General features: G+C 62.1%; 11 protein-coding genes. 4 read left to right on the forward strand and 7 right to left on the reverse strand.

What is annotated here, in order from left to right:
• The 7 genes from ACTFPK_RS04535 to ACTFPK_RS04565 form a co-directional block, all read right to left on the reverse strand.
• The gene (locus ACTFPK_RS04535; protein ID WP_274736453.1) at window positions 1-1,020 is read right to left on the reverse strand and encodes a D-alanine--D-alanine ligase family protein; all 1,020 of its coding nucleotides are present in this window, start codon (window positions 1,018-1,020) and stop codon (window positions 1-3) included.
• Between the two features lie 27 nt (window positions 1,021-1,047).
• Window positions 1,048-2,331: an aminotransferase-like domain-containing protein gene (locus ACTFPK_RS04540; RefSeq protein WP_274732579.1), complete on the reverse strand. Its 1,284-nt coding sequence runs from the start codon at window positions 2,329-2,331 to the stop codon at window positions 1,048-1,050.
• Between the two features lie 165 nt (window positions 2,332-2,496).
• Window positions 2,497-3,048, reverse strand: a complete 552-nt coding sequence (locus ACTFPK_RS04545) for a hypothetical protein (RefSeq protein ID WP_274732581.1) — start codon at window positions 3,046-3,048, stop codon at window positions 2,497-2,499.
• Window positions 3,049-3,206: 158 nt separating this feature from the next.
• Window positions 3,207-4,181, reverse strand: a complete 975-nt coding sequence (gene trxB / locus ACTFPK_RS04550) for a thioredoxin-disulfide reductase (RefSeq protein WP_274755811.1) — start codon at window positions 4,179-4,181, stop codon at window positions 3,207-3,209.
• Window positions 4,182-4,305: 124 nt separating this feature from the next.
• The gene (locus ACTFPK_RS04555) at window positions 4,306-6,858 is read right to left on the reverse strand and encodes a hypothetical protein (protein ID WP_274755812.1); all 2,553 of its coding nucleotides are present in this window, start codon (window positions 6,856-6,858) and stop codon (window positions 4,306-4,308) included.
• Window positions 6,859-6,894: 36 nt separating this feature from the next.
• Window positions 6,895-9,423 carry a DUF6049 family protein gene (locus ACTFPK_RS04560; protein ID WP_274778504.1) on the reverse strand — a complete coding sequence of 843 codons (2,529 nt, stop codon included), beginning with the start codon at window positions 9,421-9,423 and terminating at the stop codon, window positions 6,895-6,897.
• On the reverse strand, window positions 9,420-9,959 hold the full coding sequence (locus ACTFPK_RS04565; protein WP_126135507.1) for an NUDIX hydrolase: 540 nt from the start codon (window positions 9,957-9,959) through the stop codon (window positions 9,420-9,422). Before ACTFPK_RS04565 ends, ACTFPK_RS04560 begins: the two co-directional genes overlap by 4 nt.
• Window positions 9,960-10,049: 90 nt before the next feature.
• On the opposite strand from ACTFPK_RS04565, the gene ACTFPK_RS04570 reads away from it, so the two are divergent.
• From ACTFPK_RS04570 to ACTFPK_RS04585, 4 genes are all read left to right on the forward strand, one after another.
• Window positions 10,050-11,489 carry a CCA tRNA nucleotidyltransferase gene (locus ACTFPK_RS04570; RefSeq protein ID WP_420909576.1) on the forward strand — a complete coding sequence of 480 codons (1,440 nt, stop codon included), beginning with the start codon at window positions 10,050-10,052 and terminating at the stop codon, window positions 11,487-11,489.
• Window positions 11,486-12,784 (forward strand): MFS transporter, encoded by a 1,299-nt coding sequence (locus ACTFPK_RS04575; protein WP_279058326.1) that lies wholly within the window; start codon window positions 11,486-11,488, stop codon window positions 12,782-12,784. The genes ACTFPK_RS04570 and ACTFPK_RS04575 overlap by 4 nt, the downstream gene beginning before the upstream one ends.
• Window positions 12,785-12,943: 159 nt before the next feature.
• Window positions 12,944-14,353 carry an AI-2E family transporter gene (locus tag ACTFPK_RS04580; RefSeq protein ID WP_274778505.1) on the forward strand — a complete coding sequence of 470 codons (1,410 nt, stop codon included), beginning with the start codon at window positions 12,944-12,946 and terminating at the stop codon, window positions 14,351-14,353.
• Window positions 14,354-14,437: 84 nt separating this feature from the next.
• Window positions 14,438-16,699, forward strand: a complete 2,262-nt coding sequence (locus tag ACTFPK_RS04585) for a transglycosylase domain-containing protein (protein ID WP_274778506.1) — start codon at window positions 14,438-14,440, stop codon at window positions 16,697-16,699.
• Window positions 16,700-16,729: the final 30 nt, after the last annotated feature.

The raw sequence follows: 16,729 nt of genomic DNA on the forward strand, positions 1-16,729 counted from the left end.
CTACTTTGCCATATCGGGAAGGTCTTCCGGTTCACTAAGATCTCGCCCAGCGGCACGGTGCAAAATTTGCAGGTAGAGAGATTCCGGAGTTGTCTCTGTATCTCGCGCGTATGCTTCAACGGCTTGGGGAAGCAACGATGTTTCCGTCATGCCCGGAGCGATATTCACGTCGATAACGTACGGAATGCCATCTTTTATGATGAGGTCAATACGGGAAACATCGCGAAGCCGAAGAGTGGTATGCGCTGTGAGGGCAGCATCTGCAACCCGGATTTTCTCTTCTTCGGAAAGGCGCGCAGGTACGTAGTACTTAGCGCGCCCAGCGAAGTAGCGTGCATCGTAATCATAGGGTCCATCGGTTTCAATTTCTACCGGCGGGAGCGCGATAGGACCGTTAGCTCCGTCAATAACGGAAACGGAAACTTCAGTTCCTGCAATAAAGGTTTCGACATGCGCCTCTTCCCCATAAGCAAAGCAATCAACCATGGCACGAGGAAGATCACCAGCTTTATTAACGATGGTTACCCCCAGGGCCGAGCCCCCCAAATTAGGTTTCACCACCAAGGGGAAGTCATAGCGTTCCCCAAGAAGCTCAAGAATAGGTGCCACCCCGACTTCTCGGAAAAGAGCCTCCGGGAAGCTCACTGACCACGGAACGGCAAGTCCGGCATGGCGCAAAAGCGATTGTGCAACCGTTTTATTAGAGGCAATGCGGGCGGCGTTCGCCGTCGACCCTACAAAACGGTACCCGCTAAGAGAAAGCAGATCTTGAAGCGCGCCATCTTCTCCGGTCGCACCATGCACCAACGGCCAGACCACCGTAGGATTCATGGAGTTGAGACGCTGGAGCAAGGTCGCGTCAACATCGAGGACCTTGACCTGGGCACCCGCTTCGCGTAGCAGTGTTGCGACCCGCCGCCCCGAACTCAGCGACACATCGCGTTCGTGTGTAAGACCACCGGCAAGAATAGCAACGGTAAGAATATTGTCCATTTTCCCTCCGGACTTCACTCTACTCATCGTCTTTGAGAATCGATAGCAATCGAATTACTTCGTTGCCCGTGGCGAGGAATCATCCACACCGAACATCTGAACCAAGTCATTTTCCTGGCCGATAACTTCTCCGAGCCTCCGAACGCCTTCCGTAATACGTTCCGGGGTTGGGTAGCAGAAGGACAACCGCATATGATCCGAACCTTGACCATCAGCAAAGAAAGCGGTTCCCGATACATATGCGACCAGGTTCTTCACCGCACGAGGAAGCATCTCATGCGCATTGAGACCGTTAGGAAGTTTCACCCAGGTGTAGAAACCACCCCGAGGCTTATTCCACGTGCACATGGGCATGTATTTCTCAAGAGCTGCTTGCATAGCTTGACCACGCTCAGCGTACATACCCCGATATTCCTTGACCTGCTGATACCAGTCGTAGGTGCGCAGATATTCCGCGATGGCAAGCTGACCAAAAGTGGTTGGGCACAGGATCGCATTTTCAGCGGCGAGGGTGAGACGTGCACTCAGCGCAGCAGGTGCCAATGCCCAGCCGACGCGGAATCCCGGCGCGAAAGTTTTGGAGAAGGAACCCAAGTACACCACGCCATCCGGGTTGAACGTTTGGATAGCAGGGATGGGATCACCATCAAAACCAAGCAGGCCATAAGGGTTATCTTCGACGATAAGAACATGATGGTTATCGCAAATATCAGCGATACGCCGGCGGCGTTCTTCGGATTGACTCACCCCGGCAGGGTTGTGGAAATTAGGGATGGTGTAGAGGAACTTAATTGGCTTTCCAACGGCTTCAAGATCCTTAATCGTTTCTTCAAGCTGCTCGGGAATCAGGCCATTGGCATCCATCTGCACGTGCACCACGTGAGCTTGGTACGCCCGGAAAGTTCCCAACGCTCCCACGTAGGAGGGAGCCTCAGCAATAACCACGTCGCCCGGATTAATAAAAATCTGGGAAACGAGATCAAGGGCCTGTTGGCTGCCGGTCGTAATATTGATGTCGTCCGGATGAGCACGAATACCTTCGGGGCGCATGACTTCCACGATCATTTCGCGGAGTTCTTCCGTTCCTTGGCCACCGCCGTACTGTAGCATTTTAGCGCCATTATTACGGATGAGCCGTGCGGTCATATCCGCGAGGAAGTCTAAGGGGAGACCGCTAATATTTGGCATACCCCCAGCAAGAGACACTACTTCGGGACGATTTGCGACGGCGAAAAGCTGACGAACCTCGGATTGCTTCATTCCTAAAGCTCGATCAGCGTAAACATTGTACCATGGATCAAGTCTGGTAAATCCGGGACCGGCGTGCTGCTCGCCCATACGTTCTCCTTCTCTTTTAACACACTAAGTGTGCCACGCTCGGGGCCGCGATAAAACAATGTTCGCAGGTGTGCTTTGCGCATCACTTTATTGCGGAGCCGAACGCGCTGAGTTCTTATGGGGCAGTAGCGTACCCGCAATGAAATGACCGTGTCAGCTCCATATTTATTCACGTTGTAAGCGACGGCCGAAAGGTGGCGGCAGTTCTGAAAGGCGGGCTAGCAGTTCAGCCCGGATGTCGAGTTTGGGAACTAATCCCGCGAACCGCGCATACTCCTCCCCTTGGTATACGAGGAGCAGGGTGGGCAGCCACTCGAGCTTTGGAATGAAAGCGCCTACTTCCTCCCACGGATGCTGCTGCATGTCCCGTGAGGCAAGATCCGAGGGGGTAATACCGCCATAACCCAAGGCTCGCTGGATCGCGTACGTTACTTCTTCGGATAGGTCAGTGAAATCTAGCCGATGTTCCGGGGCACCGCCCGGCAAGATGTGCTGGATATCGGCATCGGTAGTGGTGGCGGCTGTGCGCCGCGGACCAATCGGTGGTTCGGTAAGAACATCCAGGTTGATGCACCAGGCGTCGAAAGTTGCGTCCGGAATTAAACGATGGAGGTCGACGACGGTCTCCTCGAAAATGACGCGCATCGGCCGATCATAGGGAACCCACGAGGCAGTGTAGAGCAGCAGAGTAGGAACATCATGCCGGTAGGCGTTCATGGCACCTCCTTCTGACCGGGGTGGGCAGATCCCCAGCTCAACTATTTTAAATGCAGAACCAGCGAGGCGGACCTTTTTAACTGCCTCGCCGGTTCGAACATGAAGAGAAGCGCCGCCGTACACCGCATGCTTAGTTACAGGGGCTACCTTCCCTGGAATTACTCTGCGCTATTATCCGTGGCGGCGTGCTGCGCCGCGAGATTTTCAAGATAGCGTTCCGCATCGAGAGCCGCCCGGCACCCGGTGCCAGCTGCGGAAATAGCCTGGCGGTAGTACCGATCCACAACATCCCCGCAAGCGAAAACTCCAGGAACCGAGGTTTCGGTATGGGGGTGGTTGACGAGGATATAGCCGCCGTCGTCCAACTTAAGCTGCCCACCGAGGACCTCCGTACGCGGTAGGTGACCAATGGCGACGAAAAGACCAGTTACATCAAGATTGGAATCTTCCCCGGTCACGTTGTTGTGGAGGGTGATGGCGTTCATGGATCCGCCATCTTCTCCGCGAATATCGGTGACTTCGCTATTCCAGTGCATAACGATCTTGGGATCGGCCAGCAGGCGATCCGCCATAATTTTCGAAGCGCGCAGTTCATCGCGCCGGTGGATAACGTGCACCTTGGTTGCGAAGCGAGTGAGGAAGAGAGCATCCGTTACGGCGCTGTCCCCGCCGCCCACCACGGCGATTTCCTGATCTTTGAAGAAGAACCCATCGCAGGTGGCGCAGTAGGAAACCCCGCGGGAGGCGAACATAGTTTCGCCGTCCAAGCCGAGCTTTTTATAGGCTGAGCCGAGGGCCAAAATCACCGTGCGTGCCCGGAACTCTGATTCGTCGGTGCGGATGATCTTGATATCGCCGCTTAGGTCCATGGAGAGAGCGTCGTCGTACTCCATTTCGGCACCGAATTTTTCGGCCTGCTGCTGCATATTAGCCATAAGGTCCGGCCCGAAGATTCCATCCGGGAAACCCGGGTAGTTTTCCACTTCGGTGGTGGTCATAAGGGCGCCGCCGGCATCGATGGCACCGCCGATCACCAGCGGCTTGAGGCCGGCGCGCGCGGTGTACAGCGCGGCGGTCCAGCCCGCCGGCCCGGATCCGACAATGATGACGTCACGAATATCGCTCTCGGTCATGTTTCTCCTGTGTTCTTGTGAGTGAGCGTGCCGCGTTGTGCGAGCACACCGCTCCCCATCGGGCACAACATTGGGTACAACGTCCCGGAATGTGTAGCTATTCCCAGCCGGTTGTAAACACCGCTTACTTCACGCTAATTTCAGAAATCTGCAGCTTGAACTGGCCCGCCGCGTTCTTGGGTAACTCCGTGAACCACAGCACCACGTGATCACTGTTTACCGGCGTTGGTGCCGTGAGTGTTGTTTTCGCGCTCATGGTACCCTCCGTCACCACGGTACCGCCGCTGGGCTGCTCAGCTGTGGTATCACGCCACTGCACATGTCCACCCTGGCCGCTCAACTGCAAAGTGACTTCTTTGATAGTGGACGGCTTCGCCAGGCGCAGCTCAATCCCCATCCCCTCTTTGAGCAAGCCAAATTTTGGATTTCGCAGGTATTCCCAGCTAGCCCATTCCGTTGCCGGATTCTTATCGATAGCAAGCGGAAGGGTCTGCGGGTAGTCTTCATCCGCCTCACTCTTATGCGGGTTGAGAAGATTCGCTGAAACAATTTGCGGTGCCGTGGAGCTGGGCGTGGGCGCGGCACTCGCACTCGGCTGGGCACCCTGACCTTCCGAAGTTTGCGCATCGGCCGAAGCCGTGGGCGGGGCAGAAATAACCGGCGGCCGGGTGGAAACATCCGTGGGCCGGAAGAAGGTGGATACCGCGAAGTACAACGCCACCAAAACCAGCGCAATCGCGCCCACCACAATGAGCTTAGAAGAATCGAAAATGCGCGATCCGAGGGCGCGCCCGTTTTCCTCATCGGTAATAATCGGCCGCGAGGGAGCCGGTGGCCGGGTGGCGGGCTTACGATCCCCGCGGGTGCGGGCCGCTACCTTTGCCGGAGCGGCGCTTGCGCGTGCCGCCGCTGAAGCTGGGTGAATACGGGGGGATTCATCGCCCCCGTGAGGCGACCCGGTTCGCTCCTCGTCGGTGCCGCTCATAATGGAACGACGCTGCGGACTCGTCGCACTGTGAACACTGTTTAAAGCAACCGTGGGTGCGGTATCACTTTCATGTTCCGGGGCGGCACTTGCAGGTTCTGCCCCTTCGCGTTCTGTCTCCTTACGTTCTGCCGCAACACGCGCAGCCGCGGCGCGTTCGGCAGCTTCATTTTCTGCCGCCTCACGCTCGCATTCCTCCAGTTCACGTTCCGCTTCGCGTAGCGAGGGGAAATGCGGTTGGAATCGCGGCGTTGCGGCATCCTGAGCGACGCCGCCGCCAGCGGCATCCTGACCACCGTGGCTATCGATATGGGCCGCGGAAGTTTCCTCAGTCCCTGTTTCGCTCCGGTCGCGGTAAGCAGTGTTTACCTTACTTTCTTCACCGCGGAATTCTTCCGGTGATACCCACCGGGGGTGGAGCTCCACGTCAGGAGCTGCGGCAATACCCAATTCTGTATCAACCGCACCCTCGAAATTCGCTCCGGAAACTCCGGCGGGGTCCAATTCCTGGCTTCCAATAGCCGATGAAGCGGAGGTAGTCGCGGTGCTGGCAGATACACCTGCGGCATCAGGAGCAGTTTCGCTATCCGGCACTACTTCGGTAGCAACCGCAACTTCGATATCAGGTGCAGCTTCGGTAGCGGGCGTGGTCGCGGTATGAGGAGCGGTCTCACCCGCGTGGGTTATTTCCTCGGGTGCGGTAATCCCATCGGGTTCGGATGGCTCGCCGGCATGTGTACCGGACTCAGCAAGGGTCCCAGCGCCCACGTCAGGTGCTTCGGCTTCCGCACCGGTGGCAGCTGCGGCGTCGTCGCGCTCAGAATCAGCGGCGCCGAAGGAAACGTGACTCGAACCCAAGGTGACGCGGCCGATCGCGCCCCCGCGCACATGCCCGCCCAGCGGGTCGAAACCGAAACGGGAATCCCCGCCGCCGGGAAGCTGCGGCGCTACCAGCACCGGAGCGGGGAATTCACGCAGGTCAGGCCGGTTGAACGGGACGAGGCTGCGCAGCACTTCCCCGGGGGAGAGCAGGCGTTCGGGGGAGAGGGTGCGCCGGAACACTTCCCGAATGTCATCGGGGAGGGAATCATCGCGCGCCAGTGCCTCGAGCGTAGTTTCATCCGCCTGCGCGCCCTCAAGCAGGGTCGCCAAGAAAAGTACCAGGTCAGCGGCCTCGGCGTTATTGAGGCTGGCCGGATCGTATTCATCCGTCCGCGCACCGGCCAGAGCTGCGTCAATACCGATGCCATCCAGGTACACATCCCCGGCATCGCCCACTCGCACCCGCGAAGGAGTAATACGTAAATGCCGCATACCGCGGCCGGACACCTGGGTGAGGATCGCGGCGAGTTCACACACCACGGCCTTGGCTTGCTCGGGCGCGAAACCCTCCCCGTGCACATACCCGGTGAGCGAGGTGCCCAGCGGGATCTCACTCACCACGAAATTTTCACCGACGGAAAGCGTGCGCACGATATGCGCGTCGTCGAGCAGCCCGGTGCGCCGCGCCGCATCCAGCGCGTCCGCGCGCGTGGGAATATCCCCGATGAGCAGCACTCGCACCGCGGTGCCCAGCGCATCATCCACGGCATACCACTGTTCGGTACCCGCAATATCAAGTTGCTCCTCGTACAAATTCTCCAGGCGGTAGCGACCGGCGAGAGTCATGCCCCTGGTTCCGATGGCGCTCACAGTTCCTCCTTGCCGTGCCTCGCGGCCACATTACTCCTATGGTATTTCGTGTTCCTCGCGCAGTTTATCGACGGCGCGCGGCCCGGCTTCTTCCGCCGCGCTAGCCTCACGTAAATTGTGGAGATGTTTTTCAGGGTCGACGCCGCCCGAACGCCGCCCGCTGCGCAGACTGCGCGCGATCCCACCGAGCAAGAGCACCCCGAGCAGCGCGCCAATAATATACGTCCCCGTGGTTTCCCACCCGGCGCGCACCCGCACATTAATATCCTGAACCGCGCCGATCGGCGTACCCACCGGATCGGTCACCGCGGCCGTCACCGTGACATTCCCCGAACCGGAAGCCTGTACCGGCACCGCCACCGTCACCGAGGCGGCGGGCGGAATCGTTGCCGCAACGGGATCGGAGGGTACGATGCGGAAATCTTCAGCGCGTAATTCCACCACCGCGCCCACGGGAACGGGAAGGGAATTATGCACGTGCACGGGCAGATCCGCGCTTTCCGAAATGATATTGATCGTGGAGGAGGGCTGAACCGTGACGGCGCCGGCCATCTCCTCGGCCAGCTGCGTGAGCTGCGCGGATAGTTCCTCGCGCTGTGCGTGGTGGTCACGTAGTGCCACTCCCGCCAGCTGTGCGGCGTGATGGGTGACCGGCCCGGTGATATCTGCGGGCCGCGGGGTCAGGGCGGCCGTGGTGGAAATTGTGGTGACGTGCGCATCGCCACGGGCCAGCTGCGCTGCGGAAATCTCCCCGGGCAGCACGCGCTCCTCGGGAAGCTGGGCACACCCGGCCGCCGGTTTCGCAAGAAGGTCACCGGCTGGCGTGGGCGCCAACCACGGCGCGCTCGTAAGAGCACCGAGCGCAGCCCCGATATCGCGATCCGGCAAAGCACCGGCCCGCGCCAGCGCGGCACTTTCCGGCCGATCCACCAGCACCACTTGGGCGCGCGGTGCGGCGGGCAGCTCCCGGTAGGTCGCCGCCGAGAGCGCGAGGGCTGTTTGGCGGGCGTCCATGGCGGAGAGGCGGCTCCCGGAGGCTTCCGGCAAACCTTCCCCACCTCCGGAGGCCAGCGCATTCGCCTCGTCCAAGCTGGGCAAATATCCCTGCACCAGGGCGGAGAGCACGCCGTCCGCGCGCAGCGCCGCGGCCTCATCCTGATCTACTGCAACCTCATTAGAACCCGCCGCGGTTTCGTCCGCGCCGGCCTCGGAATCCGCATCCGCAACGTCCGTGCCTTCCGCGCCGGCACCGCGAGCCTCGCTCAAAGAACACGTTGTAGCTCCCTCCGCATCGAGCGGAATATTCACCCGCCCGCTCGGGCTGAGCCAGGAGGCATGCGCCGCGTCCACATCGGTGGTGATGAGCGCCGCGGCACCCGCATCGCGCAGCGCCCGCGCGGTGGCCCGGTCCACCCCCAGCGCCGTCACCGCAATATCCGAACGCGCCGCAAAGCCGGAAGCCAGCGCCGCCTGGACCGCGTCCTGCCGTGCCAGGGCGAGCTTATCCGCGCGCCCGGCATGGGTGAGCGCGGCGGCATCCACGTCCGCACCCAAACCGAAGAACACGCTGGTCCCGGCCGCGGATGCAAAATTGCGCAGCGCGACCCGCTCCGAATCACCCGCGATAAGAAGCGGGTCGACGGCCGCACTCACACCCGGGTGCGCAAAATACTCCAGGGTACTGAGGCGATGGGGTAGCTGCGCGGCCTCCGGTGCGGAACTCGAAACAGAAGGCGGTGCCGAAGAACCGGGTGCGGTGCTCGGGGCCGACGGCGCAGCCGGGGCACTCGCCCCCTGGGATGCTGCCGGCGCGGATGGCGCGGCGCTCGCACCCGGATCGGAAGCGGAGGTGCCGTTCGCTACGGCGGTGCTTTCCGAGGTGGCGGAAGGGGTGGTTGGCGAAGCAGCGGCCGTGCCGGCCGAAGTTGAAGGTACAGGTGCCACCGCCGGCGGCTGCGGGCTGGCCGCGGGTGCGGGTCCGGTAAGGCTGGCGTAGACCTGCTCCTCGAGGGCCGGGGTGCTACCCACATCGCTCAGGGAGCGCGTAACCGGCACAATCGCGCTGATGGGGGCGGGCGCGGCGTCGTCGCCCGGAGCGGTGACGATAAAACTACGGTCCGTTGCCGTTTCCCCATCCACCACGGCACTCACCTGGACCCCGCGGGGCCCCCACTCGGCGGGAATCCGCTCCCGCGGAACCGAAAAGGTAACGCGGGTGGACGTTCCGGGCGCAATATCCGCATCCGGGGTGAGGGTGTCATAGAGGGCCAGGCCGGCGGGCTCCGCGCGCATGAAGCTGAGCACCGCGCTGCGCGAGGAGGGGACGTAGCGCTGGATATAGAGCGAGACCGAATTAAGATGCCGTGTTTCCGTGGTGGAATTCGTCACGGCGGCGGTGAGGGTGAGGGTGGCGTCCTTACCGAGAACCGGGGCACCTACGTCCACGATCTCCACGCTGGGTGCGGAGGCCGGACGTACCGGAAGAGCTTGCGCGCTCAGCGGCCCCCCGGCGCCCAGCGGCACCCAGGCAGCCACCAGCCCGGCAAGCGCGCCCCGCCACATCATTCCTCCCCCGCGAGAATCGCGCGGGCCGAGGCCACAATACGGCGTTCATTAGGATAGGCCAGCCGGGATGCCACGCGATCCAAGCGCACCCATTCGGCCTTTTCCGCTTCGTGATCCGGGTCGTTATCAACGGTGATATGCCCGGTGATTCCCTCCAATAAAAAGTGGTGGACAACTTTATGGACGCGGTGGTTGGTGCCGGAGAACCAGTAATCAATAGTGGCTAAATGCATGAGCACCCGCCCGGTAATCCCGGTTTCTTCCGCGATTTCCCGCACGGCGGCTTCTTCGGGCGTTTCATTGCCCTCCAGGTGCCCTTTGGGGAGGCACCATTCCAGCCGCCCGCCGCGGTTACGCCGCGCGATAACGGCCACGTAGGCTTTCCCGCCGCGCACCCCGATAACGATTCCCCCCGCACTCGTTTCGTTCACCACCGGAAGAGAGTGGCGCCGCGCAGAGGCCTGGTGTGCGGCAGCGGCGCGCCTCCAGGATCTACGGCCCCCGAACTTGGAGGGCAACGGTGCTGACTTCGACATACCTCTAACACTACAACTAACGGTCAGGGCCCCCGGATGTGGCAACCTTTAAGGGTGACCACTTCTCAACAGACTCCGCAGACTCCGACAATGGACGATATGCCTCCGGGCCAGCGCCGCGCCCTCCTGCTCCTGGCAGGCCAGCGCGCCCTGGCGAATCTCCCGGACGACATCTTGCAACTAGCTTCTATCTTCTCAGATCACGGCGAAGAATTGGCCCTCGTGGGCGGCCCGGTTCGTGATGCTTTCCTCGGTGCACCCATTCACGACTTCGATTTGACTACCTCGGCGCGCCCGGAAACCACCGAAAAACTCCTGGCCCGGTGGGGAACCACGTGGGATATCGGGCGTGAATTTGGCACGGTGGGGGCGCGGCGCGGTGACCTCGTCGTCGAAGTAACAACGTACCGTTCCGATACGTACACCATCGGTTCGCGCAAACCCGATGTGGATTTCGGTGACAACCTCGAAGGTGACCTTACCCGGCGCGATTTCACCGTCAACGCGATGGCGGTGCGCCTGCCCGGTCTCGAACTGGTGGATCCGTGCGGCGGGGTGGCCGATCTCCTCGCCGGGCAGTTGCGCACCCCCGTCACGGCCGCGCAGTCCTTCGATGATGATCCGCTGCGGATTATGCGGGCCGCGCGGTTCGCGGCGCAGCTGCGTTTCGATGTGGCCCCGGATGTTATGCGGGCGATGGAAGATTACGCCGAGCGCCTCGAGATCGTCTCGCAGGAACGTATCCGCGCCGAACTGGAGCGCCTCATGACCGCCCCGGCTCCGCGCCGCGGCATTGAGCTGCTTGTCCATACCGGCGTGGCGGAACGTGTGCTGCCCGAAATCGCGGCGCTCACCGATACCGTGGACGCCCAGCACCGCCACAAGGACGTGTACCAGCACACCCTGCAAGTGGTGGATAACGCCATCGCGCTGGAAGATGAGGAGGTGCCCGGGCCGGACCTCATTCTGCGCCTGGCCGCGCTGTTCCACGACATCGGCAAGCCTGCCACCCGCCGTTTCGAACGCGACGGTTCGGTGACTTTCCGCCACCACGATGTAGTGGGCGCGAAAATGACCCGTGCGCGCATGCGCGAACTGCGTTTCGATAAAACGACGACGAAAAGCGTGGCGCGCCTCGTTGAGCTGCACCTGCGGGCTTTCGGATTTGGCGAACACGACTGGACCGATAGCGCGGTGCGGCGCTTCGTGCGCGATGCCGGGGAACTCCTCCCGCGCCTGCTGCGCCTCATCCGCGCCGATATCACCTCCCAGAACCGGCGCCGGGTGGCGCGCCTGCACGCCGCGAATGACGAACTGGAACGCCGCATCGTTGAGCTGCGCGAACGCGAGGAACTCGAGGCGGTACGCCCCGATATCGACGGCACCCGCATTATGGAATTGCTCGGCCTCGAACCCGGCCCGCAAGTGGGCAAAGCCCGCCAGTACCTCCTCTCCCTGCGCCTGGACGAAGGCCCGCTAGGTGTGGAAGAAGCTGAAAAGCGCCTGCTGGAATGGTGGGACGCCCAGTGAAACTCGTTGGTGATCTGCGCTCCCTGGCCCGCTCGCGGGGATTCCTCAAGCTGCTGTCGGTTCGGCTCGTCACCCAGTGCGGGGACGGCATGTTCCAAATCGGCCTGGCCTCCCTGTTCTTCTTCAACCCGGCCGCGAACGCGGATGTGCACGGGGTGGCGCTCTCCCTCGTGGTGCTGCTCCTACCTTTCTCCCTGGTCGGGCCTTTCACCGGGCCGTTTATTGACAGGTGGCGCCGCCGCCAAATCCTGGTGTACGGCAACCAGATCCGGGCCGGGCTCACGGTGGCGCTGGTGGTCACTACCCTGGCGAATATTGCGTGGCTCACCTACGTGCTGGCCCTCGTCACCCTCGGGCTCAACCGGATTCTCCTCGCGTGCATGAGCGCCGGGCTGCCCAATGTGGTGGAATCGCGCGAGCGGTTGCTCGTGGCGAATTCCCTGGTGCCGACCCTGGGCGGGGCCTCCACCGCGCTGGGCGCGATTCTGGCGTTCTTTTTGCGCCTCGCGCTGCCCGGAGAAGAAATGCAAAAAGTGGGGGCGCTGGTGTGCGCACTGGCGCTCTACCTGGGCGGATCGGGGGTGGCGAGCCTGCTGGGGCGCGACGAACTGGGCCCGCATACCCGCCCGCGCGGTTCGTTCGGCACGGCGCTCGCGCAGGCGGCCCGCGACCTCGTGGCGGCGCTGCGCTACCTTATTGCCCGCCGCACCCCGGCCGCGGCCCTCACCACCATGTCCCTGCACCGTTTCGTCTACGGAATGCAGTTCATCGCCATCGTGCTGGCCGGCCGTAACCTCTACGCCGACCCGGCTAATGCCGATGCCGGCATCGCCTACTTCGGCATGCTGCTCGGCATGATGGTCCTCGGGCACGGGGTTTCCATTATTCTCACGCCTCTCGCCCACGAACGCATGAGCCCGAGCTGGTGGGTGGTGTGCGCGCTGGTGGGCGGCACCGCCGGGCAGGCGATTATCGCGGCGACCACGGACCTTGGCTGGGTGATGGCCGGGCTGTTCATCTTCGGGATCGGGGTGCAGGGCGCCAAAATCGCGGTGGATACCATTGTGCAATCCGATACCGCGGATACTTTCCGCGGCCGCGCCTTCTCTATTTACGACGTCCTCTTCAATATTTCCGAATGCATCGCGGCCGGGGTGGCGATTCTCGTCTTGCCGAGCATCGGATGGTCGCGCGAGGTGCAGCTCGCCCTTATCGTCATGGTCTGGTGCGTGGCGGGAGCGTACGCGCTTTTCGTGCGTTCCAGCGGCGGGCGGCCCACCCCGGTCACGCTGTAGCCGCTCCGCTCACGGTACGACGCCGCCACCGCGACCCGCCGCGGCACCTTGGGTGCGGGGCGCGGGCAATCCGTGCGGAGCGCGGAAAACTGGCAAGATAAGAAGTAAATGACCCGGCGCGCATCCGCCACCGGGACTCCCACCAGGACGGAGGATCCTATGGCCGCCACTCGACCAGGTGATATTCCACGTGATCGTATTGCCCAGGCTATTGACACCCTGCCCACCCAGGTTGCTGGCTCCCGGGCGGGCAACGATAGCGGCGGTGAGGAGAGCGCGGGCGGTGCGGCGTCGTCGGCTATAGGACGGGCAAGCGATGCGGAGAATTCCGGCGCCGGTGAACAAAGCGGCTCCGGGAACTCGGAGGTGAACCGCGGCACGGATGCGGGTCGCGGCGAGGATTTTGGGGTGAAGCTGCTGCACGCGGCGGCACTTCTCACCATCGTGTGCGTGGGCCTCTACCTCATTCACGATTTTGTGGGGCCGGTGTTCCTGGCTCTCACCCTGGTATTGACGGTGCGCCCGGTGCATCGCCTCCTCCTGCGCCACCACGTGCCGCGGTGGCTGTCCGGAACACTGACCGTCTCCATTATTGTGGTGGTGCTCCTCGCGGTGGTGGGTTTGACGGCGTGGTCTCTGGCCGGACTGCCGCGCACCCTCATGAGCTACGAAGATAAATTCACCAAGCTTTTCCAAGACACTATGACCTGGCTGGAAAGCCTGGGTTTGAGCACGGATCAGCTCAGTCAGCGCCTGGGTGACGTGCTCAATATGGACACGATTATTTCCCTGCTCAGCCAGGCATCCGGGGCGCTCATGAGCGTGGGGAGCCTCATGTTTGTGCTGGCGCTCGCGATTTTCTTCATCACGATTGACACCCTGTCCGTGCCGGCGCGCGCCCGTATCGTGCGCGATCACGATCCGGATCTCTACCGTGCCCTGGCCTCCTTCGAGGGGCGGGTGCGCCAATACTGGCTGGTGGCCACCCTCTTTGGTTTGCTGGTTTCCACCCTCAATTATTTCGTCATGATGTGGTTGGGGATTCCGCTGGCACTGGCCTGGGCGCTGTGGACCTTTGTTACGAATTACATTCCGAATATTGGTTTCATCCTCGGTGTGATCCCGCCGGCACTCATGGGGCTGGTGGATAGCGGGCCGGCCACCGCGCTGTGGATTCTGGTGATTTTCACCTTCCTCAACGTCACGATTCAGGGCGTGCTGCAGCCGAAGATCGTGGGGGACGCGGTGGGATTGTCCACGACCGTCACCTTCCTTTCGCTGCTGTTCTGGGCGGTGGTGCTCGGACCGCTGGGAACGATCCTCGCGGTTCCGCTCACCTTGTTTATCAAGGCGATTTTCGTGGATTCTTCTTCGCGTTCGCGCTGGGTGGAGGCTTTCCTCGTGCCCGAATCGAATGCGAAAACTCGCGCGGAGCGCGGCGTCTACGATCTTGACGAACCGGTCCGGGAAATTTACCGTGATTTCACTTCGCGGGATTCCGAGGTGCGCACCAAGATGCGGGATCTGCGGAAGATTTCGCGACGCCGCAAGAAAGGTATCCGCGGGTAGCTTGGACCACGCGGGTTAGCCACGAGCGTGTGACCTGAGGCAGACTAGATACGCGGCGCGACCGCGCGCCGGTAGGGAGTAACGATGGCTGGAACGCGAACGGGTCGGACACAGAAGGGGCGCGCGCGCACCACTACGGGGCGCAGCGCAGGCCCTGCGGGTCGTGCCGGAGCGCGCCGGGGCGGAACGGGCACGGGCGCGCGCCGCAAGCGCTCGCTATGGAATTATCCGCGCCGCGGCAAGGGGCCGATTCACCGCTGGATTCCCTCGTGGCGCTTCGTGCTCGGAATGTTCTTCACCCTGGGCTTCGGCGGGCTGGTTGCCCTGGTGACGCTCTACATTTTCCTGCCCGTCCCCAGCCCCGATGATATTGCGACCGCGGAAAAAACCACTCTCTACTACCGCGACGGCAGCACCGAATTGGGCAGCATGTACGAGGTGAACCGCACCCCGGTCCCCCTGGAATCCCTGCCCGAGTACGTGGGCAATGCAGTGGTTGCCTCAGAAGACCGCACTTTCTACTCCAATTCCGGGATTGACCTGGGTGGCATCGCGCGCGCCGTCGTCAATAATATTCGCGGTGGGGCGCGCCAGGGAGGCTCCACCCTCACCCAGCAGTACGTGGAGAACTACTACCTGGGCACCACCACTGATTACATCGGCAAGGTGAAAGAAGCCGTGCTCGCGGTCAAGGTGGACCGCAATTCCTCCAAGCAGGACATTCTGGAAAACTACCTCAATACTATTTACTTCGGGCGCGGTGCCTACGGGATTGAAAGCGCAGCTCAGAACTACTTTGGTATTCCCGCCGCCCAGCTGAGTCTGGATCAGGCCGCGCTGCTCACCGCGGTGATTCCGGCGCCCTCGGCCTGGGATCCGGCGGTGGATCCGGAGCGGGCCGCGCAGCGCTTTGATCGGGTCATTAACCGGATGCTTGAGGATGGCTATATCACCGCTGAGCAGGCCGCGGCCGCCACCATGCCCGCGACCATCGAGTATGTTGCTGCCAAGCAATTCAGCGGAACGAACGGTTACCTGCTGGCCGCCGCCCAGCAGGAGCTTATCGCCACGGAAAAGTTCACCGAGGACAGCCTCAACCGGGGTGGCTATACAATTGTCACCACACTTGACCCGACCATGCAGCAAGCCGCGGTCGACGTCGTCAATGCCCTCCCCAAAGATCGCCCGGAAAACAATTACGTGGGTATGCTTTCCGCGGATCCGTCCACCGGAGGTATTTACGCGATGTACGCCGGCGCGGACTACCAGGAACGCCAGCGCAATACCGTCACGCAGGATCGCGCTCAGGCCGGATCGACCTTCAAACCCTTCGGCGCGCTCGCGGCTCTCAAGCAGGGCAAATCCATCGACGGTACCTATTACAATTCCCCCGCGGAGCTGAAAATTGGTGATATCACCATTAGTAATTTCGACGACGCCAATATGGGAAATATCAATATGCGTACCGCCACCGCGAACTCGGTGAATACGTACTACGCGCAGCTCAACGAGGAGGTGGGGCCGCGTAATACCCGTGCCGCCGCGATTGAGGCCGGGATTCCGGAAACCACGCCGGGTCTGGATAATTCCCTCACCAATGTGCTCGGCTCGGCTTCCCCGACCAATAAGGAGCTCACCCAGGCCTTTGCCGGTTTCGCCAACCGCGGGGTGAGTGTGCCCTTGCATGTGGTTAGCGAGGTGCGCGATGCGCAGGGTACCGTGGTGTACCGCGCGGATACGGCCGGTAAGCGGGTGCTCGATCAGCGCGTTGCCGATAACCTCAACGAGTTACTCCAGGAACCCACCGGCCCGCGCGGGACGGCGGATCGGGCCGGGCGGCTCGGCTTCCAGGTGGCTGGGAAAACCGGAACCTCCACGGATCTGAAATCCGCGTGGTTCGTGGGCTACAACCCGAAGATTATTACCACGGTGAATATGTTCCAGATCGGGCCGAACGGTGAGGAAGAGTCGCTGGGCGGCTGGGGTGCCTACCCGTGGGGTATCGGCGGGAACGGCTACCCGGTGGATATGTGGGTGGACTTCATGAAGGCCGTTACCGGCACTATGGAGCTGCCGAAGTTCCCCGAACCGGAGCTTATTGGCGAGAAGCGCCCCAGCTTGCGGCCTACGCGCCTCGAACCGGTGGAAGAAGTAACGACGACGCCCGAACCGAGCGCGGAGCCAAGCGAGCAACCGGCGCCGGCCACCGAAGAGCCGGCACCCGAACCGAGCGCTACGGTGCCCCCGGAGCTGCAACCTACCCGGATGCCCGCCCCGCCCACGGAAACTATCCCGTTGCCCACCGAGCCGGCTGAACGCGAGCGCGTTCCCGGCGCGGTGGGGTAGGAGTGGGCTAGCGCGTTCCACACTCTCGAA

Source organism: Actinotignum sp. UMB0459 (assembly GCF_051905915.1).
Classification (GTDB): Bacteria; Actinomycetota; Actinomycetes; order Actinomycetales; family Actinomycetaceae; genus Actinotignum; species Actinotignum sanguinis.

Excerpts from the sequence above, each read along its gene's own strand:
- ACTFPK_RS04535 (WP_274736453.1), bottom strand. The coding sequence starts at position 1,020 with ATGAGTAGAGTGAAGTCCGGAGGGAAAATGGACAATATTCTTACCGTT.
- ACTFPK_RS04540 (WP_274732579.1), bottom strand. The coding sequence starts at position 2,331 with ATGGGCGAGCAGCACGCCGGTCCCGGATTTACCAGACTTGATCCATGG.
- ACTFPK_RS04545 (WP_274732581.1), bottom strand. The coding sequence starts at position 3,048 with ATGAACGCCTACCGGCATGATGTTCCTACTCTGCTGCTCTACACTGCC.
- trxB (WP_274755811.1), bottom strand. The coding sequence starts at position 4,181 with ATGACCGAGAGCGATATTCGTGACGTCATCATTGTCGGATCCGGGCCG.
- ACTFPK_RS04560 (WP_274778504.1), bottom strand. The coding sequence starts at position 9,423 with ATGATGTGGCGGGGCGCGCTTGCCGGGCTGGTGGCTGCCTGGGTGCCG.
- ACTFPK_RS04565 (WP_126135507.1), bottom strand. The coding sequence starts at position 9,959 with ATGTCGAAGTCAGCACCGTTGCCCTCCAAGTTCGGGGGCCGTAGATCC.
- ACTFPK_RS04570 (WP_420909576.1), top strand. The coding sequence starts at position 10,050 with ATGGACGATATGCCTCCGGGCCAGCGCCGCGCCCTCCTGCTCCTGGCA.
- ACTFPK_RS04580 (WP_274778505.1), top strand. The coding sequence starts at position 12,944 with ATGGCCGCCACTCGACCAGGTGATATTCCACGTGATCGTATTGCCCAG.
- ACTFPK_RS04585 (WP_274778506.1), top strand. The coding sequence starts at position 14,438 with ATGGCTGGAACGCGAACGGGTCGGACACAGAAGGGGCGCGCGCGCACC.